At 66.4% G+C, this 27,000-nt stretch carries 30 protein-coding genes; 14 read left to right on the forward strand and 16 right to left on the reverse strand.

Translation table 11 applies throughout. From position 1 onward, the window contains the following. Positions 1-24 precede the first annotated feature (24 nt). On the reverse strand, positions 25-1,878 hold the full coding sequence (locus AC5RTT_RS01010) for a glycoside hydrolase family 15 protein (protein ID WP_494143633.1): 1,854 nt from the start codon (positions 1,876-1,878) through the stop codon (positions 25-27). A 71-nt stretch (positions 1,879-1,949) separates the two neighbouring features. Here AC5RTT_RS01010 and AC5RTT_RS01015 point away from each other — a divergent pair, with 71 nt between their 5' ends. Further along, on the forward strand, positions 1,950-2,681 hold the full coding sequence (locus AC5RTT_RS01015; RefSeq protein ID WP_494143634.1) for a DUF72 domain-containing protein: 732 nt from the start codon (positions 1,950-1,952) through the stop codon (positions 2,679-2,681). An 80-nt stretch (positions 2,682-2,761) separates the two neighbouring features. Further along, complete coding sequence (locus AC5RTT_RS01020; RefSeq protein ID WP_494143635.1) at positions 2,762-3,868, forward strand: App1 family protein phosphatidate phosphatase; 1,107 nt, start codon at positions 2,762-2,764, stop codon at positions 3,866-3,868. A gap of 13 nt (positions 3,869-3,881) precedes the next feature. On the opposite strand, the gene AC5RTT_RS01025 is transcribed toward AC5RTT_RS01020, so the two are convergent. The 4 genes from AC5RTT_RS01025 to AC5RTT_RS01040 form a co-directional block, all read right to left on the reverse strand. Continuing rightward, the gene (locus AC5RTT_RS01025; RefSeq protein ID WP_494143636.1) at positions 3,882-5,429 is read right to left on the reverse strand and encodes a glycoside hydrolase family 1 protein; all 1,548 of its coding nucleotides are present in this window, start codon (positions 5,427-5,429) and stop codon (positions 3,882-3,884) included. Between the two features lie 118 nt (positions 5,430-5,547). Further along, positions 5,548-5,925, reverse strand: a complete 378-nt coding sequence (locus AC5RTT_RS01030) for a hypothetical protein (RefSeq protein ID WP_494143637.1) — start codon at positions 5,923-5,925, stop codon at positions 5,548-5,550. 81 nt (positions 5,926-6,006) lie between these two features. Continuing rightward, the gene (locus tag AC5RTT_RS01035; protein ID WP_494143638.1) at positions 6,007-6,330 is read right to left on the reverse strand and encodes a J domain-containing protein; all 324 of its coding nucleotides are present in this window, start codon (positions 6,328-6,330) and stop codon (positions 6,007-6,009) included. Between the two features lie 112 nt (positions 6,331-6,442). Continuing rightward, complete coding sequence (locus tag AC5RTT_RS01040; protein WP_494009902.1) at positions 6,443-6,868, reverse strand: Hsp20/alpha crystallin family protein; 426 nt, start codon at positions 6,866-6,868, stop codon at positions 6,443-6,445. Positions 6,869-7,005: 137 nt separating this feature from the next. On the opposite strand from AC5RTT_RS01040, the gene AC5RTT_RS01045 reads away from it, so the two are divergent. Continuing rightward, positions 7,006-7,323 carry a MerR family transcriptional regulator gene (locus AC5RTT_RS01045; RefSeq protein WP_494143639.1) on the forward strand — a complete coding sequence of 106 codons (318 nt, stop codon included), beginning with the start codon at positions 7,006-7,008 and terminating at the stop codon, positions 7,321-7,323. Positions 7,324-7,333: 10 nt separating this feature from the next. On the opposite strand, the gene AC5RTT_RS01050 is transcribed toward AC5RTT_RS01045, so the two are convergent. The 4 genes from AC5RTT_RS01050 to AC5RTT_RS01065 form a co-directional block, all read right to left on the reverse strand. Then, the gene (locus AC5RTT_RS01050; protein ID WP_494143640.1) at positions 7,334-8,146 is read right to left on the reverse strand and encodes a phosphatase PAP2 family protein; all 813 of its coding nucleotides are present in this window, start codon (positions 8,144-8,146) and stop codon (positions 7,334-7,336) included. A gap of 81 nt (positions 8,147-8,227) precedes the next feature. Continuing rightward, positions 8,228-10,081, reverse strand: a complete 1,854-nt coding sequence (locus AC5RTT_RS01055; protein WP_494143641.1) for a S8 family serine peptidase — start codon at positions 10,079-10,081, stop codon at positions 8,228-8,230. Between the two features lie 190 nt (positions 10,082-10,271). Continuing rightward, positions 10,272-11,120 carry an NAD-dependent epimerase/dehydratase family protein gene (locus tag AC5RTT_RS01060; protein WP_494143642.1) on the reverse strand — a complete coding sequence of 283 codons (849 nt, stop codon included), beginning with the start codon at positions 11,118-11,120 and terminating at the stop codon, positions 10,272-10,274. Between the two features lie 34 nt (positions 11,121-11,154). After that, positions 11,155-11,742: an adenylate kinase gene (locus tag AC5RTT_RS01065; protein WP_494009489.1), complete on the reverse strand. Its 588-nt coding sequence runs from the start codon at positions 11,740-11,742 to the stop codon at positions 11,155-11,157. Between the two features lie 292 nt (positions 11,743-12,034). On the opposite strand from AC5RTT_RS01065, the gene AC5RTT_RS01070 reads away from it, so the two are divergent. Both AC5RTT_RS01070 and AC5RTT_RS01075 read left to right on the forward strand, forming a co-directional pair. Then, a complete protein-coding gene (locus AC5RTT_RS01070; protein ID WP_494143643.1) occupies positions 12,035-12,778 on the forward strand; it encodes a GAF and ANTAR domain-containing protein in 744 nt (247 codons plus the stop codon). A 91-nt stretch (positions 12,779-12,869) separates the two neighbouring features. Next, entirely contained in the window at positions 12,870-13,232 is a 363-nt protein-coding gene (locus tag AC5RTT_RS01075) for a response regulator transcription factor (protein ID WP_494143644.1), read from the forward strand. Between the two features lie 99 nt (positions 13,233-13,331). Here the strand turns inward: AC5RTT_RS01075 and AC5RTT_RS01080 are convergent, their stop codons facing one another. Next, positions 13,332-14,168, reverse strand: a complete 837-nt coding sequence (locus tag AC5RTT_RS01080; RefSeq protein ID WP_494143645.1) for an alpha/beta fold hydrolase — start codon at positions 14,166-14,168, stop codon at positions 13,332-13,334. 102 nt (positions 14,169-14,270) lie between these two features. Next, positions 14,271-14,468 (reverse strand): hypothetical protein, encoded by a 198-nt coding sequence (locus AC5RTT_RS01085; protein WP_494009493.1) that lies wholly within the window; start codon positions 14,466-14,468, stop codon positions 14,271-14,273. Positions 14,469-14,568: 100 nt separating this feature from the next. Here AC5RTT_RS01085 and AC5RTT_RS01090 point away from each other — a divergent pair, with 100 nt between their 5' ends. Together AC5RTT_RS01090 and AC5RTT_RS01095 are read left to right on the forward strand one after the other, a co-directional pair. Beyond that, entirely contained in the window at positions 14,569-14,931 is a 363-nt protein-coding gene (locus tag AC5RTT_RS01090) for an ArsR/SmtB family transcription factor (RefSeq protein ID WP_494143646.1), read from the forward strand. Positions 14,932-15,062: 131 nt separating this feature from the next. Continuing rightward, the gene (locus tag AC5RTT_RS01095; protein ID WP_494143647.1) at positions 15,063-15,962 is read left to right on the forward strand and encodes a cation diffusion facilitator family transporter; all 900 of its coding nucleotides are present in this window, start codon (positions 15,063-15,065) and stop codon (positions 15,960-15,962) included. A 22-nt stretch (positions 15,963-15,984) separates the two neighbouring features. On the opposite strand, the gene AC5RTT_RS01100 is transcribed toward AC5RTT_RS01095, so the two are convergent. The 3 genes from AC5RTT_RS01100 to AC5RTT_RS01110 form a co-directional block, all read right to left on the reverse strand. Continuing rightward, the gene (locus tag AC5RTT_RS01100; protein ID WP_494143648.1) at positions 15,985-17,175 is read right to left on the reverse strand and encodes a fatty acid desaturase family protein; all 1,191 of its coding nucleotides are present in this window, start codon (positions 17,173-17,175) and stop codon (positions 15,985-15,987) included. Between the two features lie 13 nt (positions 17,176-17,188). After that, positions 17,189-18,286, reverse strand: coding sequence for a ferredoxin reductase (locus AC5RTT_RS01105; RefSeq protein ID WP_494051761.1), 1,098 nt, complete (start codon positions 18,284-18,286; stop codon positions 17,189-17,191). Between the two features lie 224 nt (positions 18,287-18,510). After that, on the reverse strand, positions 18,511-19,545 hold the full coding sequence (locus AC5RTT_RS01110) for an LLM class flavin-dependent oxidoreductase (protein WP_494143649.1): 1,035 nt from the start codon (positions 19,543-19,545) through the stop codon (positions 18,511-18,513). A gap of 76 nt (positions 19,546-19,621) precedes the next feature. Between AC5RTT_RS01110 and AC5RTT_RS01115 the strand changes: the two genes are divergently transcribed. From AC5RTT_RS01115 to AC5RTT_RS01125, 3 genes are read left to right on the forward strand one after another with little or no spacing between them, the layout of a single operon-like run. Then, positions 19,622-19,960, forward strand: a complete 339-nt coding sequence (locus AC5RTT_RS01115) for a YnfA family protein (RefSeq protein WP_494143750.1) — start codon at positions 19,622-19,624, stop codon at positions 19,958-19,960. 44 nt (positions 19,961-20,004) lie between these two features. Continuing rightward, positions 20,005-20,409 (forward strand): YidH family protein, encoded by a 405-nt coding sequence (locus tag AC5RTT_RS01120; RefSeq protein WP_494143650.1) that lies wholly within the window; start codon positions 20,005-20,007, stop codon positions 20,407-20,409. 3 nt (positions 20,410-20,412) lie between these two features. After that, positions 20,413-20,745 carry a DUF202 domain-containing protein gene (locus tag AC5RTT_RS01125; protein ID WP_494009498.1) on the forward strand — a complete coding sequence of 111 codons (333 nt, stop codon included), beginning with the start codon at positions 20,413-20,415 and terminating at the stop codon, positions 20,743-20,745. 18 nt (positions 20,746-20,763) lie between these two features. Here the strand turns inward: AC5RTT_RS01125 and AC5RTT_RS01130 are convergent, their stop codons facing one another. Continuing rightward, complete coding sequence (locus AC5RTT_RS01130) at positions 20,764-21,162, reverse strand: hypothetical protein (RefSeq protein WP_494143651.1); 399 nt, start codon at positions 21,160-21,162, stop codon at positions 20,764-20,766. Positions 21,163-21,254: 92 nt separating this feature from the next. Here AC5RTT_RS01130 and AC5RTT_RS01135 point away from each other — a divergent pair, with 92 nt between their 5' ends. From AC5RTT_RS01135 to AC5RTT_RS01145, 3 genes are all read left to right on the forward strand, one after another. Beyond that, a complete protein-coding gene (locus AC5RTT_RS01135) occupies positions 21,255-21,491 on the forward strand; it encodes a DUF2630 family protein (protein WP_494009500.1) in 237 nt (78 codons plus the stop codon). A gap of 66 nt (positions 21,492-21,557) precedes the next feature. Further along, entirely contained in the window at positions 21,558-22,352 is a 795-nt protein-coding gene (locus AC5RTT_RS01140; RefSeq protein ID WP_494143652.1) for a carbon-nitrogen hydrolase family protein, read from the forward strand. A gap of 324 nt (positions 22,353-22,676) precedes the next feature. Continuing rightward, positions 22,677-23,999, forward strand: coding sequence for an ammonium transporter (locus AC5RTT_RS01145; RefSeq protein ID WP_494143653.1), 1,323 nt, complete (start codon positions 22,677-22,679; stop codon positions 23,997-23,999). A gap of 27 nt (positions 24,000-24,026) precedes the next feature. On the opposite strand, the gene AC5RTT_RS01150 is transcribed toward AC5RTT_RS01145, so the two are convergent. Continuing rightward, the gene (locus AC5RTT_RS01150; protein ID WP_494143654.1) at positions 24,027-24,629 is read right to left on the reverse strand and encodes a PadR family transcriptional regulator; all 603 of its coding nucleotides are present in this window, start codon (positions 24,627-24,629) and stop codon (positions 24,027-24,029) included. 182 nt (positions 24,630-24,811) lie between these two features. Between AC5RTT_RS01150 and AC5RTT_RS01155 the strand changes: the two genes are divergently transcribed. Beyond that, on the forward strand, positions 24,812-26,983 hold the full coding sequence (locus AC5RTT_RS01155) for a transglycosylase domain-containing protein (protein WP_494143655.1): 2,172 nt from the start codon (positions 24,812-24,814) through the stop codon (positions 26,981-26,983). The last annotated feature ends 17 nt before the right edge of the window (positions 26,984-27,000 follow it).

A 27,000-nucleotide genomic window follows, 5' to 3' on the forward strand; every position in this document is an offset into this window, starting at 1 on the left:
TCCATGAGGTATTAGTAAGTATACTTATCTATTCTGCGAAGGAGAAGCTGTACCCCTGTCGGCGCCGCCTCTGCGCCGTTCCGCCGATTCCGGCGGAATGGGGGTATCACTCCGGCGAACCGTATCCTGATGCAGCTCCAAAGCGCTAGTCACAAGGGCGAAGTGGCTGAAAGCCTGAGGAGTATTTCCCAGCTGGCGGCCTGCCTTGACCGCCCACTCCTCGCTCAGCAGCCCCACATCGTTCCGCAGTTCCAGCAGGCGTTCGAAAAGCTGCCTGGATTCCTCGTGCCGGCCCGCCCCCAGGAGCGCCTCCACCAGCCAGAAGGAGCAGGCCAGGAACACGCCCTCATCGCCCGGAAGCCCGTCGTCGCTCTGTGCCGGACGGTAGCGCAGCACAAGGCCGTCTTCGGTGAGCTCGCGCTGGATGGCCTCGATGGTTCCAATGACCCGCGGATCGTCCGGCGGCAGGAACCCCACGCGCGGGATCAGCAGGAGGCTGGCGTCCAGCTCCGGCCTGCCATAGGACTGGACGAACGTGTTGCGGGCGGCGTCGAACCCGTTGGCCATCACGTCGCGGTGGATGGTCTCCCGCAGCGTTTCCCACCGCTCCACGGGGCCCGGCAGCCCGGATTCGCGGACACCTTTCACCATCCGGTCCGCGGCCACCCAGGCCATCACCTTGGAATGCGTGAAGTGCCGGCGCGGACCGCGCATCTCCCACAGCCCGTTGTCCGGCTGGTCCCAGATGGTCTCCAGGTGCGCCATCAGGGCGCACTGCAGGTCCCAGGCCTCGTCCGTGTGCTTGAGCAGCGAGTTGCGGGTCAGCGCCAGGCAGTCCAGCACCTCACCCCAGACATCCAGCTGCAGCTGTTCCGCGGCACCATTCCCGATCCGGACCGGTGAAGAGTTTTCGTAGCCTTTCAGCCAGGACAGCTCCATTTCGGGCAGCCGCCGTTCGCCGTGGATCCCGTACATGATCTGCAGGTCCGCGGGGTCGCCGGCAACGGCGCGCAGCAGCCAGTCCCGCCACGCGGCTGCTTCGGCGCTGTATCCGGCCGCAAGGAGCGCCTGGAGCGTCATCGTGGCGTCCCGCAGCCAGCAGTACCGGTAGTCCCAGTTGCGCGGTCCGCCCAGCTGCTCCGGCAGGGACGTGGTCACAGCTGCCACAATTCCACCGGTCGGCGCGTAGGTCAGCGCCTTCAGGGTAACCAGGGAGCGCAGCACGGCCTCCTGGTATTCGCCTTTGACGGTGCACTGCGAAGCCCAGCCACGCCAGAAGGCATAGGTGGTGGCCAGGACCTTCTCCGCGTCCACGGTGTGGGGCCGGCCCACATGGCTGGGCGCCCAGGTCAGCACGAATGGGATCCGCTCCCCTGCGCTGACGGTGAACTCGCTGATGGTGTGCATGTTCTCGCTTTGGAGGGGCGCGGGGGTGACGAAGTAGACGGCATCCGGGCCCGCGATGGCATGCAGCCCGTACTTGTCCCGGCGGACCCAGGGAATGATGTGGCCGTAGTCGAACCGCATAACCAGTTCGCCGCGCATCTTCACGCTGCCACTGACGCCTTCGACGATGCGGACGATGTCCGCCACCGCGTCACGGGGCGGCATGAAGTCGGTGACCCGCACCGTCCCCTCGGGGGTCTCCCACTCCGTTTCGAGGATCAGGGTGCCGTCGCGGTAGCCCCGCCGCGTGCAGGGCCCCCCGTCCTTCGGCGCCAAAAGCCAGCGGCCGGCGTCGGGCGTGTCCAGCAGCGCGCTGAAGCAGGCGGGGGAATCGAAGCGGGGCAGGCACAGCCAGTCGATGGAGCCCTCGTTGCTCACCAGGGCACCGGTCTGCAGGTCCCCCACCACCGCGTAATCCTCTATTCGCGCCATGACCTTACCCTGCCACAGTGGCGCCCTTCGGGGGGCCCGTTGAAAGGCACAATTCGGTGTAGCCTGCAGGGGTGGCAGTCCATATCGGCACGTCAGGGTGGAGCTACGACCACTGGGAGAACGTCCTGTACCCGCCCCGGCTCCCGGTGAAGGACAGGCTCCAGCACTATGTCGCGCGCTTCAACACCGTCGAGCTCAACGCCAGCTTCTACCGCTGGCCCAAGGACACCACCTTCGCCGGCTGGAACCGGCGCCTGCCCCCGGGTTTCAGCATGTCGGTCAAGGCTCCCCGCGGCCTCACCCACGCCAGGAAGCTTTACTCCCCCGAGGTGTGGCTGGAGCGGATCGAACGCTGCTGGCATGAACTGGGCGACAAGCGGGCGGTCCTGCTGGTCCAGCTGCCGCCCCAGATGGAACGCGACGATGCCCGACTGGACTACTTCCTGGCGGCGGTTCCGCCGTGGATCCGGGTCTCCGTGGAATTCCGCCACCCCACCTGGGACAGCCCGGAGGTGTTCGCGCTGCTGGAACGGCACCAGGCCGCCTACTGCATCATGAGCGGCGCCAACCTGCCCTGCCTCCTGCGCACCACGGCCCCGTTCGCCTACGTACGGTTGCACGGGCCGGACCACCAGCACCTCTACGCAGGCTCCTACTCGGACGCAGACCTGCACTGGTGGGCGGACCGGATCCGCGGATGGGCGGCTGACGGCCTCGATGTTTACGCCTATTTCAATAACGACGGCGGCGGCAACGCAGTGCGGAACGCGGAGACCCTGCGCGGCATCCTTGGCACGGGTTAACGCCGCAGGGCAGCGCCGCGGAGCGGCGTCACGTTACCACGGCCTCCTCGCCGACCGGCGCCCTGTGGCAGAGTGGAGCCATGGACACCGCTCCGCAGGACTCGCACCGGAACCCCGCCAACCCTTCCAGCCAGGACATAAACAATCGGCTTGGACTGTCAGGCAACCAGGTTTTCCGCCTGGCCCACCGAATCTCCGACGCCTTCAACGGGGTCCGGCTCAAGCTGGCCAGGCGCTGGAAGTTCGTACCCCAGACCATCGCCTACCAGGGTTACGGGTCCACCACCCTGGTCCGGGTGCTGGGCAGGGTCCTGATGACGCAAAAGCCGCTCCCGGGCAGCAAGGCCGAAACCGCTGCAAAGAACGGTAACCAGAATATCCGCGGCTGGCGGGCGTTCACCGGTGTGCCGCTGCAGTTCATCGACGTCGAAATCACCATTGGCGATGTTGTCACCCACGTGCGTGCGGACCGGGGCGGGATCATTGACACCGAGGTCAGCGTCCAGCTGTCCCCCGGCTGGCACACCGCCGTGCTGCGGGCCGAAGGGACGGAGCCCGCCGAGGCCCTTATCCAGGTGATCGCCCCCGACGTGAAATTCGGCATCGTTTCGGACATTGACGACACCGTCATGGTGACGGCCCTGCCCCGCCCGTTCCTGGCCCTCTGGAACACCTTCGTGCTCAGCGAACGGGCCCGTATGGCTACCCCCGGCATGGCAGTCCTGCTGGACCGGCTGACCATTGAACACCCCGACGCGCCGGTGGTGTACCTGTCCACCGGCCCATGGAACGCTGCTCCCACGCTGGCACGGTTCCTGAACCGCAACATGTACCCGAAGGGGGCCCTGCTGCTGACCGACTGGGGCCTGACCCAGGACCGCTGGTTCCGCAGCGGGCAGGAGCACAAGCGCCGCAACCTGGAACGGCTGAGCAAGGAGTTTCCGGACATGCAGTGGCTCCTGATCGGAGACAACGGCCAGCATGACGAAGCCATCTATTCGGGCTTTGCCAGCGATAACCCGGACAAGGTGGCGGCCATTGCCATCCGCCAGCTCTCCGTCAGCGAGTCCGTGTTTGCCGGCGGCCACTCGGAGGACGGCGACCACACCGCTTCCAAGGTCCCGTGGATCTACTCCCCGGACGGCGCCGGAATGGCCAAGCAGCTGGCCATGCTGGGAATGCTCTGAAACCGGTGCAGGCCTAGGCGCTGGCACCCAGCGGGGACACGCCGTCGTCGGGCGCTTCCGCTTCAAACTCCTCCGGCACCACGGCCTGCGCGATGAGAGCATCTGCCGCCACGGCCAGGTCGCGTTCCTCGATCAGCTCCTGGAGCCAGAAGTACGAGGCCTTCGGCGTCCGCTCCAGCGTCTCGAAGTCAACGTGCAGGAGCCCGAACGGCTGGTTGTAGCCAGCGGACCACTCGAAGTTGTCCAGCAGTGACCAGACGTAGTAGCCGCGCAGGTCCACGGACTCCGCCTCGCCGCCCGGGGAGGTTGCCCGCAGCGCCGTTTCCAGGTGGTCCGAGAGGTATTTCAGCCGGCGCTCATCCGGGATGAACCGGGTGTTGGTGGACTTGTCCCGGACAATGATGTCCTCGAAGCTGGCACCGCCCTCGGTAAGGATCACCGGCGGCAGGTTGGGGTATCGCTCGGCCATCTCCTTCAGGGCCACCGCCATGTACTCCGGCTTCACCGGCCAGCCGTAGGACGTGATGTCCGCCTCCGGCCAGGTCTCCACGTGGAAGGGGGTGCCGCCGCTGCCGGCCGCGCTGAGGTCGCTGCCCATGGCTTCGGCCATGCTCGCGGGCACCGCGCCGCCGCCCGGGCCCACCGCCACCTTGGTGGGCATGTAGTAGTTGAGGCCGTAGAAATCCAGCGGCTGGGAAATGACTGCCATGTCCTCCTCCGGGTGGTCGAAGGAGGAGAAGAACTTCGCGGCCCGGATCAGGTCTGGATACTTGCCCGTGAGCACGGGGTCCGCGTAGAGCCGGTTCTGGGCCAGGTCCATTAGCCCGGCACTGATGCGGTCCAGCGGGTTGATCGAGTTGGGGACCATGGGTGAGTAGACATTGGTCATGCCGATCTCGCCCGCAACTTTGGCGGCCCGCAGTGCCTGCACGGCCAAACCGTGCCCCAGCAGCTGGTGGTGGACAGTGGGAAAGGCGCCCAGGAGCAACTCCTTGCCCGGTGAGTGCAGGCCCAGGGAGTAGCCGTTGGTGCTGACGGTTGCGGGCTCGTTGATGGTGACCCACCGGGCAACCCGGTCACCGAAGGCATCGGCCAGGATCCCGGCGTACTCCCCCAGCCGGTAGGCGGTGTCCCGGTTCAGCCAGCCGTCCGCCTCGTCCAGCGCGAGCGGGGTGTCCCAGTGGTAGATAGTGGCCATCGGCGAAATGCCATTGGCCAGCAACTCGTCGAGGAGCCTGTCGTAGAAAGCCAGGCCCGCTTTGTTGCCTGGCCCGCTCCCTGTGGGCTGGATGCGCGGCCACGCGAACGAGAACCGGTAGGAATCCACGCCCAGCTGCTTCATCAGGGCAACGTCCTGGGGCATCCGGTGGTAGTGGTCGCAGGCAACCACCGGGCTGTGGTCCTCCACGATGGCGCCGGGCTTGGCGGCAAACACGTCCCAGCCGGCGCGTCCGCGGCCGTCCTCGTCCAGTGCCCCTTCGATCTGGAACGCAGCGGTGGCAACACCCAGCGTGAACCCCGGAGGGATGAGGGCTGCGAGTTCCTTGGCGGTGATGTGCATGGGGCGGGCCTTCGTCACGGTCGAATAAGTACGTCTCAGGATGGCATACAGTAAGCCTGCTGACGAGCAGGCCTGCCTCCGGCGCGAAACCGTTGCCCGCAGCCGCTGTGGCCAGCAACTACAGGGATCCGAAGAGGAACTCCTTGGCGTGCGCCACGGCTTTGCGGAAAGCGTCATTGCGGAGCGTCACCAGATGTTCCGGCTCGCCGTCCGCCGGTTCCAGGTAGCCGGTATAGCCGGGGCGCAGGACCCAGATGTCCCCGCCCGGCGGAAGGTAGAACACGCCAAACGACCTTTGCTGCTTCTCTTCGGCCGTCCACACCGGCACCACGGCCAGCGCCGCACCCGTGGCCGGATTGATCCATTGGGCCCGGGGCAGGGGTTCCTCATGCGCTTCCGGGTCGAGGAAAGGTGCCGTCCCAACACCCCACCGCTGCTCGAAGCGCTCATGGAATGCCGGAATCAGGTGTGAATCGTAGCGCCGCCAATCGCTCATGCAGATCTCCGCCTCCTCGCGGTTTTCGTTGCTGCCGCTTTTCCGTTGGTGACACCCGCAACACTGCCTGCACGCCGTTTGCTAGGACCAGGGCCCGCTCTCCCAGCGGACGGGGGTAACCCTGAACGCAGGTCCGGGGTCTCCGCCGCGGGCAGGCACTTTCCGCACGGGAATCACCCGCGGACCGGAGGCCGCCTGCTGTTTGTCGTAGGCGGCGCGCCGCTGCGGATCGCGCAGGACACTGAACGCCTGCATGATCCGCAGCAGTTCACCCTCCGGGTCACTGGCGCCCTCCATGTCGGGATGGTGGCTGCGCATCAGGGCCCGGTATGCCCTGGATATTTCCTGCTGGCTGGCGTCCGGCCGGACGTGCAGGGTGGCGTAGTAATCGGGAGTGTCAGTCATCTTGGCCTCCGCAGCGGCGGCGCCTGGGCACGAAAGGCCCGGGTGCCGCCGTTTCGGACATGGACTTCGCCGCCAGGGCGGCGCCGTGCGCGTGCCTGGTGGTGTCCGGGAGCTAGGTTGAGATCTGCTGCCTCTGGCCCTGCTGCGTGTCGATCTCGATCTTGCGCGGCTTTGCCTGCTCGGCGACGGGAATGCGCAAGGTCAGGACACCCTGGTCGTAGCTTGCCTTGATGTTGTCCGTGTTCAGCGTGTCGCCGAGGATCAGCTGGCGGCTGAAGACACCGCGGGGACGCTCCGCAGCCACCAGCTCAACGTTCGGCTGCGTGGGGTCCTGGCGCTCGGCCCGGACGGTGAGGACGTTGCGTTCGACATTGAGGTCCAGCGAGTCAACCTTGACGCCCGGGAGGTCAAATGCCACAACGAATTCACCGTCTTCCTGCCAGGCGTCCATGGGCATGGCGGCCGGGCGGGCGGCGGTTCCAAAGACCTGCTGCGTGAGCCGGTCCAGCTCGCGGAACGGGTCCGTACGCATCAACATCATTTTTCCCACTCCTTCAGCTTGTAAGTGTTGGATCGGTTCTGTATCCCCCGCCGATCTATGGTGGTGGATATAGATTTTTTATAGCACCCGTGGGAAACTGAGGCAATACCGCGCACGACGATTTTGGAGGCCCCATGGCAGACGCAGCAGGACGGGCGCCGCGCCCAGCCAGCGGGCGTGCGCTCTACGCCATTTCGGTTGCGGCCAAGCTGGCGGGAACGGGCCAGCAGAACATCCGGTTGTACGAGACCAAGGGATTGCTGACCCCGTCCCGGACCGCTGGCGGCACCCGCCAGTACAGCGACGACGACATCGCCGTGCTGCTGCGCATTGGCGAACTCCTGGAACAGGGCCTGAACCTTGCAGGCGTGGCCAAGGTGCTGGAACTGGAGGCTGCCAACGTGAAACTGCACCGCGCCCTGAAGCGGGCCCGGTCCCGGCCGCCCGCCTGAATAGGCGGGGTTACTCGCCCTGCGTCTCCGCCTTGGACAGCTCCCCGGTGATCCGCTCCCCCGGGATCCGCGCAGTCCGCCAGGTGTCCACGGCAATCACGCAGCCCAGGATGATGAGCGAGAGGGAGACAGAGGCGAGCGCATCGCTGAGCCAGTGGTACCCCAGGTACAGCCGGCTCAGCGCCGCGAGGACAATGCCGAAGCCCGCCCCAATAAAGCCCCATACCGCGGCGCGGGTGTTTTTCCGCCGGGAGAAGATCAGGAAGGCACCCACCAGCAGGAAGTCGCATGCCCCCAGGACGTGGCCGGAGGGGAACGAAAAAGTGTGGTCGATGCCGAAGAGCATCTGGTCCACGGGTGGCCGCGAGCGCCGGACGATCTGGAGGATGATCTGCGAGACGATAACGCCCGTCAGCATCGCGGACGCCAGCAGGATGGGCCGCCAGGCATGCTTGGCGGCGAAGCCCCACGCGAGAACGACTATCAGGATGATGATGGGAAGGGCGATGGGCCCGAACACCACGGCCAGGAAGATCATGATGACCGTCAGGGTGTCGGACCTCAGGCCGAGCAGCCAGTCGCGGACCGGGCCGTCTGCCGCGGAGAGCCCGTCCGCCTGCAGCACGCTGATGAGGGTGGCCACGAAGAGCGCCACGCCGGCAGTCACAAGGATGACAGCCGCCCGGTAAAGGCCCCGCCGGTCGGCAGGATCCAGGTAGCGTTCCTCCACCACGAACTTGTCGTGGAAGGCCCGCCACTTGCCGGCGTGCTTCCCCGTTCTTCCGGAAGCTGTTCCGGAGCCTGCTGGTTCCTGCTGTGCCACTCTGCCATCCCTGCGCCGTGAAGATTGCCTAGGGTGAAGATTATCCCCGCAGGGCGGGATAATCCCCTAACCCTCCCCGCCTTAGAACGAGCCGGTGGTGAACTGCCAGGTGCGGGTGGCCAGCTGGTTTCCGGCCAGGTCGCGGACGGCCGTCCCGCCGCCGGTGACCGTCACGGTGTACTTGGTTTTGGCGGCCAGGGCCTGCTGTGGGTCCAGGATCCACTGGTTGGTGGTGCCGTTCCGGAAAACGGTGGCCGGTACCTCTGCCCCCGTGGCGGAGTTCTTCACGGTGAAGGTGGTGCCGTTAACGCCCTGGACCGCCTCGCTGAAGCTCACGCTGATGTTGTTGCCGCGGCGCACCAGTGAAGCATTGCTGCCCGGGGTGGTGCCGGTAACCACCGGGGCCGGTCCGGACAGGAAGCTCCAGCTGGCGGAAGCCAGCGGGGTTCCGGCCGCATCCCGGATGGCAGCGGAGCCACCCACCAGCGAAGCCGTGTACATGGTGTCGGCGGCGAGGCTGGCAGAGGGGTCCAGGGTTGCGGTCCGGGTGGTGGCGTTGTAGGTGACGGTGGCGGGAATGCTGCTGCCGGCCGCGTTCTTGAGCACGAAGGTGGCGGCTGAGACGCCCTGCACTGCAGTGCTGAAGGTGGCCGTCACGTTGCTGCCGGTCCCCACCGAGGTGGCGTTCGCGCCGGGAGCTACGGCCGTGACGGTGGGCGCAGGCGCGGGCGTGGGAGCAGGAGCAGGCGCGGGCGCGGGAGCTGGCGCGGGAGCAGGCGCGGGCGCGGCAGCCACGCTACCGGCGTACAGCAGCCGGTTCGGGGTTCCGCCGGTGGCGCCGGTGATGACGCCGGCGGTCGCGTTGGACACGAGTGAACCGGCTACCTGGGCCGGAGTGAGGGCCGGGTTCTGCGAGAGCAGCACGGCGGCAGCGCCGGCGGCGTGGGGCGCGGCCATGGATGTACCGGACATGGAGGCGGTTGCCGTGGCGGAGGTGTAGTACGTGGACGTGATGCCCACGCCTGGGGCGTACAGGTCCACGCAGGAGCCGTAGTTGGAGAAGGAGGCCTGCCGGTCTGCCGAATCGCTGGCAGCCACGGTGACGGCCGCGGACACCCGGGCAGGTGAACTGCCGCACGCGTCCACTGCGGAGTTGCCGGCGGCAACCACTGCGGAGACGCCGTCGTTCATCACTGCCTGGATGGCCGTGTCCACCGCCGTGCTGGCGGGGCCGCCGAGGCTGAGGTTGGCCACCGCCGGCACGCCTGCCGGGTGGTGGGCCGCGATCCAGTCCAGTCCGGCCACCACGTCCGAGTTGTAGCCGGAGCCCTTGCAGTCGAGCACCCGGACGGGCACCACGGTTGCGGCCTTTGCCACGCCATAGGTGGATCCCGCCACGGTTCCGGCAACGTGGGTGCCGTGGCCGTTGCAGTCGCCGGAGCCCAGGCCGTCAGTCACCGCGCTCCAGCCTGGGGTCACCCGGCCGCCGAAATCGGCGTGGGAGGCCAGGACGCCGGTATCCACCACGTAGGCGGTCACGCCGGTCCCGGCAGCGGTCCACGAGTAGGAGCCGGACAGCGGCAGACCGCGCTGGTCCACCCGGTCAAGGCCCCAGGGCGAGGGCTGCTGGGTGCCGGAGATGCTGACGGGGGCGTCCGCCTCCACCGACAGGACGCGGGCGGACCGGCCCAGCGCCTCGGCCTGGGCGGGGTTGGCCGTGATCACCGCGCCGCGGAGCGCGTTTTTGAAGGTACGGCCGACGGCGAGCCCTTGCCCGCGCAGGTTTGCCGCCTCGGCTTCCACATTGGCATTCGCCGCGAACTGGACGATGTAGCGGCCCGCGGTGCCCGTATCCTCTTTGGGTGCCGCTGTGGCAGGGACGGACGTGGCGGTCAGGGCGACGGCTGAGACCAGTGCTGCGGCTGCGGACAGCACAAGAGATGGGGTGCGAATTTTGGGGTCCTTGGTGATGGCGTAGGGGGTGCGGGGGCGGGGGAACCACCGCTGTCACCACCAGAATAGGAGCCCGGATAGGCCCGCAGGCGGGTCTTCGCAGGATCCTGCGGGAACCCTTGGGCATTCCTGCGCGCGCCGTGTTTTCCGGCGCCGGACCAAGCCCGCGGGGCTACGGCCGGTGGTCCCGCCAGCTGTGAACAGGTTCGAATCCCAGGAGCCGCCTGGCCTTGTCAATGGACAGCATGGTTTCGTGCTCGCCCAGTTCCTTGGTCACCTTCACTGCCGGGAAAACCTCGGCGGCGAGGCTGGCACTCGACCGGTCCATGACCGTGTCTGCATTGGCGATGATGAACGCTTCGAACCCGGGCCTGCCGTTCTCCAGCGCCCGCGCCACGGCCTGGGCACCATCCCGGCCGTCGATGTAGCCCCAGAGGTTCCACTTCCGCAGCATTGCATCGGCGTCGAACGAGGGAAAGCTGGCGTAGTCCTCCACGTCCATGACGTTGGAGAAGCGCAAGCCTACGATGCTCAGTTCCGGGTCCCAGCGCGTCAGCTCCACCGCCATCTGCTCTTCCAGGTGCTTGACCAGGGAGTAGGTGCTTTCCGGCCGGGCAGGGTATTCCTCGTCCACCGGGATGTAAGGCGGATCGACGTCGAACGGCAGTCCCAGCACCGTCTCGCTGGAGGCGTAGACCACTTTCTTGATGCGCGCGCGCCGGGCCGCCTGGAAGACGTTGTAGGTGGAGAGCATGTTGTTTTCGAACGTCGCCGCGTCCGGAAGGATGCCCGGCGCGGGGATGGCGCCCAGGTGCACCACGGCGTCGAACCCGGTGTGCCTGTCGTCCACCCCGAGCAGCGCATCCACCACCTGGCCGTAGTTGCGCAGGTCCACCACCAGCAGTCCGGGGCTCCGGGCTCCTTCCCGGTCCAGGTTGAGGACCTGGTGTCCGTCGTCGGTGAGCCGGCGGACCACGTGCCGGCCTAGTTTTCCGCTTCCGCCGGTGACGGCAATTCTCATCGGGATGTCCTTCGGTTGGTTGGATGGGCCGGAATCAGGCCCGGGGTGTAGCAAGGAACTTTTCGACGGCGGCGATCGCCAGCGTGGTGATGTCCGCTGGGTCGCCGCTGCCGTCCACTGAGACCAGGATCCCCCTGCCCGCATAGACAGAGACCACCTCGTGGGTCTCGCGGTGGTAGAGGTCCAGCCGGCGGCGAAACACGTCCACCGTGTCATCGGTCCGCCCCTGTTCATCGGCGCGCCCGCGCATCCGCTGCTCGAGTTCGGCGTCCGGTGCCCGCAGTTCGATGACGGCGTCCAGGGCCAGTCCCTGGGAGCCGAGCAGGTTGTCCAGTTCCACCACTTGGGGGGCCGTGCGCGGATACCCGTCCAGCAGGAAGCCGGACCGGACGTCGCTGTCAAGCAGCCGGTCTTTTACCAAGGCGTTGGTGAGGTGGTCCGGAACGAAGTCGCCGCCGTCGAGGTACCTGGCCGCCTGGGCACCCAGGTCCGTCCCCCGGCTCACGTTGCTGCGGAAGATGTCCCCGGTGGAGACGGCCGGGACACCGAAGTGCCTGGCCAGGTGTTCGGCCTGGGTCCCCTTGCCCGAGCCGGGCGGACCGATGATGAGTAGCCTGGGCATGTTCGTGTCCCTTCCGGGGAAGCTGGCGCGGGCCTGCCGGCCTGCCGCCGGGGCGCCGGCACCTGCTTCATTCTGCCGGGAACACCGGCAGTGCGCCAGAGTGGCGTGTTCCGGCGCGGGTGAATGTGACGCCCGGGCGGACGCCGGGATGTATATACTCGGAATATCGGTTTAGCAGCAGGCCGTTGGACAGTTCATCGATCCAGCGACCTCCACCGGTTCCCGTCTTCGCGGCAGGGCCGGTGTGTGTTGCCGGGTTGTTTTGACCTGAGCGAATGGCACCAGAAAAACCGTGGCCAGCGAGTCAACAGCAAAAACCGATACATCCATCAAAGAGCACCTGCACGAGCTGGTCCTGAACAGCTCGGACGTCGAGGATTTCCTCAACGAACTGGCGCAGGTGTCTGCCCGCAATCTTTCCGAGCCCGGCGACGAAATGCTGTGCGCCATCACCCTGCTCCGGCAGCGCAAGGCCGCCACGGTGGCCAGCAGCAGCCCGGAGGCCAAGGCCCTTGGCCTCCTTGAGCACCAGTTCTCAGAAGCTCCCAACCTGACTGCTTCCACCACCCGGGAGACCGTGCACGTTCCGGATCTCGAAGCGGACGGTCGGTGGCCCGAGTATTCCGCCGCCATGGCCGCAGAGGGGGTCCGCTCCGTGGTGGCGCTGCCGTTCCACCTGGAAGGCGAGACGAAGGCTGCCCTGCTGCTGTATTCACGCAGGCCGAACCGCTTTGACAGCCGGGTCCTCGAATTCGCTGAGGATTTCGTCAGCCAGACGTCGCTCGCGCTCCGCCTGGCCGTGCGTTTCGCCCATTACAGCGAGACGGCAGCCAACCTGCGCGCCACGCTGGAATCCCGCACCGTCATCGACATGGCCGTGGGCATCATCATGGCCCAGAACCGCTGCAGCCAGCTTGACGCCTTTGAGATCCTCAAGACCGCGTCCAGCACCCGCAACTCGAAGCTGCATGACGTGGCGGCCGCCGTCGTCAACGCTCTGGGCCAGGGCCCGGCGCGCACACATTACGACGGCTAATTAACACATCCGCAAAGCACCGCGGCGCAGGTAGAATAAGGCAAACTTTCGCCGGGGGGCTTTGATGGAAAATAAAAGGGTCTGCCTTGTCGTGGAAGACGACAAAGACATCTCTGGACTGATCACCGTGGTGCTTTCGCGCGCCGGATTCGAGGTGCTTTCGGTCCCGACCGGCGCCGAGGCCATAGCCGCGGCCGAAGATCCGGCTATTACCCTTGTCACCTTGGACCTTGGCCTGCCGGACATGGACGGCCATATTGTGGCACGCGCCATCCGGGAGTTCAGCCAGGCCCCCCTGCTGTTCCTGACGGCCCGGTCTGAAAATGACGACCTGCTGGCCGGGATGGCTTCCGGTGCCGCGGCGTACCTCACCAAACCGTTCCGGCCCACGGAGCTCCGGGACCTGGCTCTGCAGCTGTCGCCCGCTCCCGTTTCACAGGCCCCTCGCATATAGGGCGAATTCTTCGGCGACTTACTGCCGGACAGGCCAACGCTCGCGCACTTTCGACGACGGCGGCCTCCCGCCGTCGTCGAAAGTTGTTTGCTCGGGGCGCTACTTGGCGAGGAAGCGGAGCAGTGCTTCATTCACCTCGGCGCCGTGGGTCCAGAGCAGGCCGTGCGGGGCGCCCTCGATCTCCACGTACTCGGCGCTGGGCAGTGCCTTCGCGAAGAGGCGGCCGGTGGAGTCGATGGGGAGGATGTTGTCCGCGGTGCCGTGCAGGATGAGAGCCGGAACGTCGATCTTGGGGATGTCCTGGCGGAAGTCCGTGATCCAGGTGGGCTGGGCCTCAACGGATGCCGTTGCCCCTGAGCTGGAGGCCAGGTTCCAGCTGGCGCTCACGGCCTCCTGGCTGAGCCTCGGGGTGCCCAGGAAGGTGTCCGTGTTGTAGAAGTTCTTGAAGAACTCGGTGAAGAAGGCGTAGCGGTCCGCTTTCACCGCTTCCATCAGGCCATCGAAGACTTCCTGCGGGACGCCCTCCGGGTTGTCGTCGGTCTTGAGCAGGAACGGCTCCAGGGAACCGAGGAAGGCAGCACGTGCCACGCGGGCGGAACCGTAGGTGCCCAGGTAGCGCGCCACCTCGCCGGTGCCCATGGAGAAGCCCACCAGCACCACGTCATTCAGGTTCAGCGAGGTCAGCAGCTCGTTGAGGTCGGCAGCGAACGTGTCGTAGTCGTAGCCTTCGGTGGGCTTGCTGGACTTGCCAAAGCCGCGGCGGTCATAGGTGATGACCCGGTAGCCGGCGTCCAGCAGGGCAGCTGTCTGCTTCTCCCACGACGAGCCGTCCAGGGGGTAGCCGTGGATCAGAACAACGGGCTGGCCCGAGCCGTGGTCCTCGTAGTAGAGCTCGATATCAGTGCTGTTCTCGGTCCCAACGGTGATGAAAGCCATAACGGGCAGATTCCTTTCGAGGCTGGTCGGTGCGGGCAACGTTGTGCGGAGCCCGCGCACTCCCTACTCTAGGGCCGCGAATGGCGTTGGGTGCCGATCCTGCTACTGCGACGGCTGTGGCAGCTCGCAGGAGATCTGCGGGTTGACCCCCATGTAATTCAAGGGCCCGGCCACGATGGTGACGAGCACCGTTCCCGCCTCGGCACAGTTTCCCGGTGCCCCGCCGAAGTAGCCGCGCTGCCAGGCGGCCACCCCGCCGATGATCAGCCAGATGACAAGAAGTGCTCCCAAGAACCGCATGATTCCTCCGTAGGCCGCGGCGGCTGTGGGATCAATTATGCGACGGCGGCTGCGGCCGCCATAGTGGCGGCCGCAGCCGCTGCTGTGTCACTATATGCGCATGAACGCAGATAAGAGTATTTGCTCGCTGGGGACGGACAGCCAGTTCGTGGAGCTTGCCGTGGAGGTGTTTTCGATGCTGGCGGATGCCACCAGGGTGCGCATCATCCTGGCCCTCCGCGATGGCGAAATGGCTGTGGGAGCCTTGGCCGACGTGGTGGGGAAATCACCCGCCGCCGTCTCCCAGCACCTGGCCAAGATGCGGCTGGCCAGGATGGTCTCCACACGGCAGGACGGGACCCGGGTCCTGTACCGGCTGGAGAACGAACACGCCCGGCAGCTCGTGGCGGACGCAATCTTCCAGGCCGAACACGCCCTGGGCGGGCAGCCGGCCCACCACCGCCTGGGCCGTGAGAAGCAGTGAGCAGTCACCACGGAGTTGGCCATGACCACCACCAAGGGCACACCGCAGAGCATGACCACCACCACAGCCATGACCACGGCCGTGGGCACCACCATCAAGGGGGTTTCAAGGGCTGGCTGAGGGAGCTGTTCGTGCCGCACACCCACGATGCCGCCGACTCCATCGACGACGCCATGGAAGCAAGCAGCGAGGGCATCCGCGCCCTGAAGGTCAGCCTTTTCGTACTGCTGGCCACCACCGTGCTGCAGTTCGTGGTGGTCCTGTTCAGTGGCTCAGTGGCCCTGCTCGCGGACACCATCCACAACTTCTCGGATGCCCTCACAGCGGTGCCGCTCTGGGTGGCCTTCCTCCTGGGACGGAAGGCCGCCACGCGCCGGTACACCTATGGTTTCGGGCGTGCCGAGGATCTGGCGGGACTGTTCATCGTGGGCGTGGTGGCGCTTTCAGCGGTTGTTGCCGGCTGGCAGTCGGTGGACCGGCTGGTGAACCCGCAGCCCCTCCAAAACCTGGGCTGGGTGGTGGCGGCCGGGCTGATCGGTTTCGCCGGCAACGAGGCGGTGGCCATGTACCGCATCAAGGTGGGCCGCAGGATCGGGTCTGCTGCGCTCGTGGCCGACGGCGTGCACGCCCGCACGGACGGGTTCACTTCACTGGCCGTGGTGCTCGGCGCCGTGGGCGTCATGCTCGGGTTCCCGCTGGCAGACCCGATTGTTGGGCTACTGATTTCCGCAGCCATCATGGTGCTTCTGTGGGGCACCATCCGGAGCATCGGCCGCCGGCTGATGGACGGCATCGAGCCCGAACTGGTATCGCAGGCCCATCACGCCCTGGAGGACACCCCCGGCGTGCTGGCCGTAGAGCGGCTGCAATTGCGCTGGAACGGGCACCGGCTGCAGGGCGCCGCCACGGTGCTGCTGGAGGACACCACCCTCTCGGCGGCGGCCCGCATCATGGACCAGGCGGGCCACCGGCTGCGGCAGGCCCTGCCTAAGCTGGACGACATGGTCCTGTCGCCCAGCCTGCGGCAATAAGGAAATCAGGCCCGGGTTACGGTCAGGCCTTGGCGGTTTTGCCCGGCAGTGCCAGCTTGAACACCTTGGCCCAGGAAGAGCCCACCTGCTTGATCAGCGGTCCGGTGGTGTACTTCAGCCCGTAGCGCTGGCAGATTTCGCGGACGCGCGGAGCCACCTCTGCATACCGGCTGGAGGGCAGGTCCGGGAACAGGTGGTGCTCGATCTGGTGTGACAGGTTGCCGGTCATGATGTGCATGAACTTGGAGCCCGAGATGTTGGCCGAGCCGATCATCTGGCGGACGTACCAGTCGCCGCGGGTTTCGCCTTCCACCATTTCCTCAGTGAAGGTGTCGGTACCTTCGGGGAAGTGGCCGCAGAAGATCACCGCATGAGCCCAGACGTTGCGGATGGCGTTGGCTGTGATGGTGCCGTAGAGGGCCTGTTTCCCGGAACCGGTCAGCATTGCCACGGCAGGGGTGGCCGCGTAGTCCTTGGTGAACTGCGTGACCACCTTCTTGCCCAAAGCCTTGAGGTCCTTGAGCAGGGCTTCCTTGGACTTGGTGCCTTCCTTATACTCGGTCAGTTCGAGGTCGTAGATGGCGATGCCCCACTCGAAGACCGGTGCCAGGATGGCGTTGAACAGCGGGTTGGCCAGGTTGATGGGCTTCCACGGCTGGGCTTCGTCCATGCGCAGGAGGTTGTATCCGACGTCGTTGTCCTTGCCCACCACGTTGGTCCAGCGGTGGTGCAGGTCGTTGTGGGTGTGCTGCCAGGAGCGCGAGGGGGTGACGAAGTCCCATTCCCAGGTGGTGGAGTGGATGTCCGGATCGCGCATCCAGTCCCACTGGCCGTGGAGGATGTTGTGGCCCAGCTCCATGTTCTCCAGGATCTTGGCGAGGCTGAGCAGGGTGGTGCCGGTGACCCAGGCGGCCTTGTTCTTGCTGACCAGCAGCGCGGCGCGGCCGGAGATTTCGAGTCCGCGCTGGATCTTGATCATCCGGCGGATGTAGGCCGCGTCTTCGGCGCCGCGCTTGGCCAGGATTTCGTCGCGGATGGCGTCGAGTTCACGGCCCAGCTCGGCTACCTGCTCGTCGCTCAGGTGCGCCGCTGCAGGCGGCCGGACGGTGGGGCTGCCGGACTCAGCCAGCTTTCCGGGGCGCGTCCTGGACCCGCCGGCGGCGCTGCCCTGGGTGGACGAGGGAGTGGCTTTGCTGGGTGAAATTACAGACATACCGTGATGCTCCTCAGAGTTCGAGGTTGACGGGTCCGGCGGCTGCCGAGACACACGTTTGGATCAGTTGGCCGGGTTCGCCGTGGACTTCCCCGGTGCGGAGGTCGCGGACCTGGCCGGCCCGGAGCGGGGTGAGGCAGCTGTGGCAGATGCCCATCCGGCAGCCGCTGGGCATCAGGATTCCGGCGTCCTCGCCCACGTCCAGGAGGGGGGTGTCGCCGTCGGCTTCCACTTCCCGGTCGGACGTTTCGAAGGTGACCAAGCCGCCGTCATGTCCTACACCGACATTGAACGTGGTGTTGAACCGTTCGATCATCAGGTTGCCTGCACTACCGGCCACGGCTATCTCGGAGCCGGGCGCCGCGGTGGTGAGCGCTGCCCGCTTCCAGAGCGCTTCGGCGTCATCCAGGAAGCTGTCCGGCCCGCAGGCGTAGGCCGCGCGTTCCCTCCAGTCCGGGCAGAGCTCGTCCAGCTGGTCTGTGCTGGTGAGGTCCATGCGCCCCTGCTCACCGGTGAACCAGTGGGCCAGCCTGAAGTTGGGGAACTGGTCGGCAAGCTCGGCAAGTTCCTCACGGAACAGGCTGTCGCCGGGCGTCTTGGCCGAGTGGACCAGCACGACGTCGGCATCCGGGCGCCGCGGAACAAGCGTGCGGATCATGGACATCACCGGAGTGATGCCGCTGCCCGCTGTGACCATCAGCAGGGGCCGCGGGTGCTCCGGGAGCACGAAGTCGCCCTGCGGCGGTGCCAGGAAGAGGACATCGCCGGGACGCGTGGTGCGCACCAACGTTCCGGACACGGCGCCCACGTCCGTGACGGTGATGGCCGGGTCCTTGCCGGCGGGAGCGCTGAGGGAGTAGGAGCGCCAGTGCCGCACGCCGTTGAGTTCGACGCCGATACGCGCCCACTGCCCCGCGAGGTGGGAGTGCCAGCCGCGGCCGGGCCGGAAGAAGATGGTGGCCGACTGCGCGGTTTCCTGCACCACGCGCGTAACCACCCCGCGCAGCTGCCGGGCGGAGTACACCGGGTTGAACAGGGCAAGGATGTCCTCGGGCGCCAGGGGCGTGGTGAGTACTGAGGCCGCCTGGGCCAGCTGTCTTAGCCGGATCATGCGATTAAGCCTAGAGCGGCGCGAGCCATATTTCTCTCTCTCCGTCATATGACCGTTCCGCAGTCACGCTGTAAAAGGGGCGCTAAGCCCCCAAGCCGCACTCTAAGAGTAACGGTTGGCGTGCGCAGACGGTTCCCGCGTTTATCGTAAGCATGCTTAGTATATACCCTGGCGAGGCTCTGGCGGGCGGACATTACGTGCCAACCGGGAGAGATTACGGCCGGTCAGGAGCGGGAGGGGCTCCATCCCAGCGCCGGGGCGATGTGCCTGGCCACGTTATTCAGAAGTTTGGCGTTGAACTCCACGCCCAGCTGGTTGGGGACCGTCAGCAGCAGGGTGTCCGCTGCCTGGACGGCGGTGTCTGCGGCCAGTTCTTCTGCCAGCTGGTCGGGTTCGCCCACATAGCTCTTGCCGAACCTGGCGGTGAGTCCGTCGATGATCCCCACCTGGTCCCGGCTGTCCCGCAGGGCGCTGCCCGCGAAGTAGCGGCTGTCCTCGGCATCCACGATGGGCAGCACGCTGCGGCTGACGGAGATCCGGGGCTCGTGCCGGTGGGCGGCCGCGGCCCACGCATCCCGGAACAGCCGGATCTGCTCGGCCTGCAGTTCGTGGAACGGAATGCCGGTGTCCTCGGTCAGCAGGGTGGAACTCATCAGGTTCATGCCCTGCTCCGCAGCCCAGACGGCGGTCTTGCGGCTTCCTGCTCCCCACCAGATGCGTTCGGCGAGGCCGGGCGACTGGGGCTGGACCGGCAGCAGTCCCGTGGCACCGCCGGCGTACCGCGGATCAGCCTCTGCCACACCGGCGCCGCTGATCGCCTTCCGGAAAAGGGCCGTGTGCCGCCGGGCCATATCGGCGTCGGTTTCACCCGGTTGCGGCACGTAGCCGAAGGCTGCTGCGCCCTGCCGGGCCGGCTCGGGTGATCCCCGGCTGATGCCCAGCTGGAGCCGGCCGCCGCTGATCAGGTCGGCGGCTGCGGCCTCTTCTGCCATGTAAAGGGGGTTTTCGTAGCGCATGTCGATGACCCCGGTGCCGATTTGAATCCGGCTGGTGCGGGCCGCGATGGCGGACAGCAGCGGGAACGGGGAGGCCTGCTGGCGGGCGAAGTGGTGGACGCGGAAGAACGCGCCGTCCACACCAAGCTCCTCCGCGGCCACGGCCAGTTCGATGCCTTGGAGCAGCGCCTCACCCGCGGTCCTTGTGAGGGAGCCCTGGCCGGGACCCCAGTGGCCGAATGACAAGAATCCAATGCGCTCCATACCTGTCCCCAACCTCCGGGACCCCGGCGGCGTTCCCGGCTGGCATGATTGCTGCGTGGGTACTCCTGACACGACATTGACCATCGGCAAGGCCGTCCTGCTGTTCGCACTGGCCGCCGCAGCGGAAATTGGCGGGGCCTGGCTTGTGTGGCAATCCGTGCGGGAAGGCAAGGACTGGTGGTGGGCAGGGCTGGGCGTCATCGCCCTGGGCGCTTACGGCTTTGTGGCCACCTTGCAGCCGGACGCCCACTTCGGCCGGATCCTGGCAGCCTACGGGGGCGTGTTCGTTGCCGGTTCCCTCGTCTGGGGCATGGTCTTCGACGGTTTCCGGCCCGACCGCTGGGACATCGCCGGTTCCCTCATCTGCCTGCTGGGCGTGGCCGTGATCATGTTCGCACCACGGGGCGGCAGTTAGGAGCGGCAGTTAAAGGAGGTCCGGCCGCCGCCTAAACTGGCACCGTGACCAACTCCCAGCCGGCATCCAGCGAACCTACGCCGCCGCCGCGCGGAAAGATCGCGGAGCGGCTGCTGCCGGGCGGGGAGGAACCGGACCCCCGGTTCACCCTCGCCAACGAGCGCACCTTCCTTGCCTGGATCCGCACATCCCTGGCGCTGCTGGCGGGCGGGATCGCCATTGAGGCGTTCACCGCCGACCTGTTCGTGGAGCCGGTCCGCAAGGGCCTGGCCGTAGTCCTGCTGCTGTTGGGCATGCTGCTCAGCGCGGGGGCGGCCGTTCGGTGGCTCCGGGTGGAACGGAGCATGCGCAACAAAGCACCCCTGCCGCTGCCCCTCATTGTGCCGCTGCTTGCCGGGGCAGGCGCCCTGGCGGCCGCCGTCGTGCTTGTCTTCATCCTCTGGCGCTGACCGATGGCACGTTCCCGCCCCGGTCCCCACGGTGATCCGGGCCTGCAGCCTGAACGAACCAGCCTTGCGTGGGGCCGCACCATGATGGCGCTGGTAACGGTCAGCGCGATTTTCCTGCGCTGGCTTCCGGTGCACGGCTTCCCCATCCTGCTGCTGTTCGCCGTTTCCTCGGCTGCCGCTCTGGCCATCTACCTCACCCAGCGCCGGCGCTACAGCACCAGCTCCCGCGGCATAGCCCGGGAACGTGTCGACGCCGACATCGCCGCGGTGCTGTGGACGGCTTTCGCGGGGGTTGTGCTGGGCGGCCTGGGCATCGGCGTGGTCCTCGCCGCTTAGCTGCCGGCCGTCGGGCTCTCAGAACATCGGCAGGACAAAACCGGCCAGCAGGGCCACGGCCCCGATGCCGCTCAGCACACGCCCCAGCACCGCAGCCGTCCGGCCAGCGTCCTCCGGCTCCACGGTCTGCCACTGGGTGGGACGCTTGGGATGGTAGTAAATGGGCAGCGTATCGCCCTCGGTTAGGTGCTTGATGTCATGGGGCGACATGGGTGCCCGGTGCATCTGCTGCTTCCGGTCCAGCCAGCGGAAACCCACGCCGGTGCTGTCCGAGTACACCACGGCGTCGGCCACTGCCCAGGGGTGCACGAAGCGGCGGAGGAATCCGGTGTAGAACAGCAGGCCCAGGCCGGTGGGCAGGCACATCCAGGTGAGCATTTCCAGGATTGGACCGGCCATATCAAGCACAGTGGGCATGAACCTGATGGTACCGCGCAGGGGGTGGTGGGTTCTGCAGCGACTACGTACCCTGAGGGGACCGGAGGGACAGGCAAGGGAAAGAGGGAATGATGAACGATCAGGACATTTTGGCGCGCATCCAGGCCCTGGTGGAGGAGGAGCATTCCCTCCGCGAGGCAGCCGGTGACGGGCAAGTGCCGGACCAGGCCCGGCTCAGGCAGGTGGAGGAAAGCCTGGACCAGTGCTGGGACCTGCTGCGCCAGCGCAGGGCGAAGTCGGACTCCGGGGAGAACCCCAATGAGGCCGAACCGAGGCCCGTCAGCGAGGTGGAGGGCTACAAGCAGTAGCTCGATAAGCTGGGAATGTCCCCCCGCTCGGCGCACCTGCCTGCGGCACCAGATTGGAGTTCTTCCATGCGTCTTGCAGTCGCCCAGATCATCAGCAGCGCCGATCCGGCGGCCAACCTGGAGCTGATCCGGGACTATGCCGCACAGGCCAAGGCGGCCGGCGCGGAACTAGTGGTCTTCCCCGAGGCGGCGATGCGGGCCTTTGGTCACTCCCTGAAGGACATTGCGGAACCGCTGGACGGCCCGTGGGCCGACAAGGTCAGGGGTATCGCCAGGGAACTCCAGATTGTGATTGTGGCGGGGATGTTCACCCCCGGGAAAGACGGCCGGGTCCGCAATACCCTGCTGGTGACCGGCCCCGGCGTGGACACGTCCTATGACAAGGTCCACCTCTTCGACGCCTTCGGCTTCACCGAATCCAAGACTGTGGACGCCGGGGAAAGCCCCGTCACGTTCGAGGTGGACGGAACCGTCTTCGGCCTGGCCACGTGCTACGACGTCCGGTTCCCGGCCCTGTTTACGGCCAATGCGAAGGCCGGCGCCCAGGTGAATATCGTGTGCGCCTCCTGGGGTGCCGGTGAAGGCAAGGCGGAACAGTGGGACCTCCTGGTCCGCGCCCGGGCACTGGACAGCACCACCTTCGTGGTGGCCTGCGGCCAGGGCGACCCCGAGACCACCGGCGCAGGACCGGCCGGCAGCGCCCCCACCGGAATCGGCCACAGCGCCGTCATCTCCCCGCTGGGCTCCACCCTGGCATCGCTTGGTGGCAGGCCAGAACTCGCCGTCGTGGACATCGATCCCTCCACGGTTGAGGACGTACGCGCCAAGCTCCCGGTCCTCACCAACGCCCGGCAGTTCTAGCCCACGGCAGTGAGCCGCCGTTCACGGCCAGGAAACGTGGCGGCGGAAGCATACGACGGCGTTCCTCACCTTTTCCCCCGGACCTTCCCCGCCATTCCGGGGCGCGAGAGCCGCCCACCTCATTCCCGGCGCAGACCGGGAGGGTGCCCGTTAACACAGCTGAAACATCTTCGACACGCGAACTTCACGCCGAAGCGGATTGCGTAACCTCGCCGCAACTTTCCAGGGCAGTAACCGAAACACAGGCAACGAAAGATTGGTCCCCGGGGGAATTGCCGGGACGTCAGAATCGTCCCGGGAGGATCTTGTGCGAAGGGACCGCCGGTGGAAATTTCTGCCCAACACGTCTGGTTGATGATGTCGGCCGCGATGGTACTGCTGATGACTCCGGGACTGGGTCTCTTCTACGGCGGCATGACGCGCGCCAAAGCCGCCCTCAACATGATCATGATGAGCTTCATCTCCGCCGGCATCGTCGGGGTGGTGTGGGTGCTGTGGGGCTACTCGATGACCACCGGCGACGGCGTGCTGGGCCTCTTCGGAAACCCCTTCACCAGCTTCGGGCTCCAGAACCTGATGGGCTCCCCGGACCTGATCAAGGCCGGCTTCAGCTCCACGTTCGCCATCATTACCGTGGCCCTGATCAGCGGCGCCATTGCCGACCGGGCGAAGTTCGGCGCTTGGGCGTTTTTCGTGCCGCTCTGGATCACGGTGGTCTACTGCCCCCTCGCCTACATGATCTGGGGCGGCGGGCTCCTGAGCCCTGGCGGCGCCCTCACCGCGGTCTTCGGCCAGGTCATTGATTTCGCCGGCGGCGCCGTGGTGGAGATCAGCTCCGGAACAGCGGCCCTGGTCCTCGCCCTCATCGTCGGGCAGCGGCACGGCTTCGCCAAGGACCCGAACCACCGCCCGCACAACGTGCCCTTCATCATGCTGGGTGCGGCCATCCTCTGGTTCGGCTGGTTCGGTTTCAACGGCGGCGCTGCCACCACGGCCGAACAGGCAGGCCTGATCTGGGTCAACACGCTGGTGACCCCGGCCGCGGCCATGCTCAGCTGGTTGGTCACGGAAAAGATCCGGCACGGCCACCCCACATCCGTGGGGGCGGCATCAGGTGTGGTGGCCGGACTTGTGGCCATCACCCCGTCCTGCGCCAACATCAGCCCGGTGGCCGCAATCGGCCTGGGCCTGGTGGCCGGTGCGGCCTGCGCCGTCTTCGTTGACCTCAAGTACCGGTTCGGACTGGATGACTCCCTGGATGTAGTGGGCGTCCACCTCGGTGCCGGGCTGATCGGCACCTTGGCCCTTGGCTTCATTGCCCTGCCCGTTGACGGCCAGGGCGGCGGGCTCTTCTACGGCGGCGGCGTCCAGCAGCTCGTTGCCCAGACGGCGGCCGTCGTCGTCACCATGCTGCTCTCCGGACTCGGCACCTTGGTCATCGGCCGGGCCATCAACAAGACCATGGGGTTCCGGGTCAGCCACGAAGCGGAGACTGCCGGCGTGGACCTGTCCGAGCACGCAGAGAGCGCCTACGCCTTCGGTGAGCTGGGCGCCGGGTTCAACCCGCTGCGGCCCGGTTCTGCCGAACTTCATGGCACAACCAAGGACGCTGTTATCCGGCGGGCCAAGGAGGATGCGTTCGCCTAGGGTGTCGGCGCCGCCGGGCTTCCCTACCTAGTCCGCCAGGATTTTGTACAGGGCACGGCGGGTTTCATCCAGCTTTTCGATCGCCGCTGCACGCTGCTCCTCCGAGACGCCGCTGCGGAACTGGTGGATAACGCCCATCAGCTTGCCGATGCTCTGGTGGAATTCCCGGTCCGAGCTGTCCGGACCGGCATTCCATGCGTTCTCCATCTCCTCGGCGTGCTCTGCAACGTAGGCCCTGCCGGCGTCGGCCAGGGCAAACTCGGTGCCGCGCCCTTCACTCAGCGGCTCGATGAGGCCCTCGTCCACGAGCTGCTGCAGCGTCGGGTAGATGGAACCGGGGCTCGGGCGCCACGCGCCGTCCGTCTTTTCGGCGATGGTCTTGATCAAGCCGTAACCATTCGACGGCGATTCGGCCAGGAGCGAGAGGATGGCTGCGCGGACATCACCGCGGTTTGCCCGCCTCGAGCCGCGGCCAAATCCCGGACCGAAGCCCGGGCCGAAACCGGATCCAAAGACCGGGCCAAATCCGCCGCCGCGGTGGCCGTGCGGCCCGCGGCGGCCCCTACCCCGCTCAAACCTGCCCCGGCCCACATCGCGGTGGGGGAATTTTTCGTCGGCAATGCCTTTCATGGTGGCTCGTCCTTTCAAAGAATCATTATCTTCACTGACCAATTCAGCGATAGTTAACGATATGTCGGTAACTATCGACACGTCAATGGAGAAGTGTGACCAAATCCTGACCTGCCGGGCTCTGGAAGACCCCCTTACCCGGGCGTAGTCTTTTCACACCTCCAAGCTCCGAGGGCTGAAAAATGGTGAAAAGAAGGAAGCGCAGGCGCGGTAACGGCAGTGCCGTGGGACGACTCCTGGGGTTCCTGGCCGCGTCTGCCATGTGCGGTGTCCTGGTGGCGAGCCTGGTGGTCCCGGCAGTAGCTGCCGCAGGATTCGGCGTCAGCAACTCCATCGGGTTCTTTGAAAGCCTGCCCGAGGAACTGACCGTGGAGCCGCCGTCGCAATCCACCAAGGTGCTGACCTCCGACGGCCAGCCGATTGCCACGTTCTATGCGGAGAACCGGGTCCGGATCCCGCTGGACCAGATGTCGCCGTACATCAAGGACGCCGTCATCGCCATCGAGGACAGCAGGTTCTACGACCACGCCGGCGTGGACCCGCAGGGCATCCTCCGGGCTGTGGTGGCCAACCTGACTAAGGGCGACCAGCAAGGTGCTTCAACCATCACCCAGCAGTACGTCACCAATGTCATCAACGAGTCGCGGGTGTCCCAGGACCGGCCCGACGAGGTGGTCCTCAGCGGCCAGAAGGACATGGGCGACAAGCTGCGCGAGATGAAGCTGGCCATAGCCCTGGAGAAGAAGTTCAGCAAGGAGCAGATCCTTGAGGGCTACCTGAACATCGTGTTCTTCAACAGTGACGCCTACGGTGTTGAGGCCGCCGCGCGCTATTTCTTCAGCACCACCGCCAAGGACCTTAACCTCCCCCAGGCGGCCCTGCTGGCCGGGCTGGTGAACAGTCCCACGTTCTATAACCCGGCGCTCAACCCGGACAATTCCATGGCCCGCCGCAACCAGGTTTTGGGCGAGATGCGCAACCTCGGCATGATCACCCCGGCTGAGCACGACCAGGCGGTTGCCACCCCGATTGAACTCAAGATCAGTCCGGAGCGACAGGGCTGCGCGAACGCCACCATGGCCCCGTACTTCTGCGACTACATTTCGCACCTGATCCTGAACAATCCTGCGTTCGGGCAGAACGAGGCCGAACGCCAGCGCAAACTGTACCGCGGGGGCCTGACCATCATCACCACCCTGGACAGCCGGTTGCAGGCCGCTGCCCAGGCGCAGGTGGACGGCACCGCCGGGGCCAACCCCGACCGGTGGGGCGCCGCGCTGGTCACGGTCCAGCCGGGAACCGGCAAGATCCTCGCAATGGCCCAGAACACGGTGTTCCTGGCAGAGCCGGGAAAGTTCGACACCCACCTGAACTTCAATGTGGACGCCAAGGACCCCCAGGGCAACAACCTGAACGGTGCGGGCGGGTTCCAGACGGGTTCCACCATGAAGCCGTTCACGTTCGCCCAGTGGCTGAACGAGGGCAAGCCGCTCACCGCGGAGGTGGACGCCTCACGCCGCGTCTACCCGTTGGGCTTCCCGTGGCGGTCGAGCTGCGGCAAGGTGCTGGGTGCCTACAGTACGGCGCAGAACAACCCTGAACTGGGCGCCGCGGATGACCTGCAGAACGCCGAAGAGGGCTTCTACCGGAAGATGGCCATCAACTACGGCCTGTACAACTCCATCAACACGGCCACCTTCGCATCAGCCACGCAGCTGGATTTCTGCGGCATCCAGAAGATGGTGGACAGCGTGGGCCTGCACAACGGGCTGGACGGGTCACCGATCAACATGCACCAGCTGGGCAACCTGCTCGGTGCCACCAACGTGGCTCCGCTGCATATGGCGAACGCTTTCGCGACCTTCGCCAATGACGGCCGCTACTGCACCCCGATCGCGCTGGTGGAGATCACGGATGCCGCCGGCGGCAAGCTGCCGGCGCAGAATGTCGAGTGCCGGGATGCCGTGAAGCCCGACGTAGCGCGGGGCGTCAATTCGGTGCTGCAGGACGTGCTGGTAAAGGGATCGGGTTTCTGGATCAATCCCAAGGTCCATGACAAGTGGCCCACGGCCGCCAAGACCGGAACGTCCAACAACAACGGGGCCACCTGGATCGTCGGCTACACCACTGGACTATCCACCGCATCCTTCTTCGGAGACCCCCTGGAAAGCCAGAAGCGCCCCGGCCAGAACGTCACCATCAACGGGACGTTCTACCCCCGGCTCGACGGCTACATGATCGCAGGACCACAGTGGGCCAACTACATGCTGAAGGTGGCGCCGCTGTACCCGGCAGCGCCCTTCCCTGGCCCTCCCCCATCGATGATCGGACCAAATCCGACACCCAAGCCCTGATTCCACGCCAAGCCTCA

Source organism: Arthrobacter sp. Y3221157 (assembly GCF_059089865.1).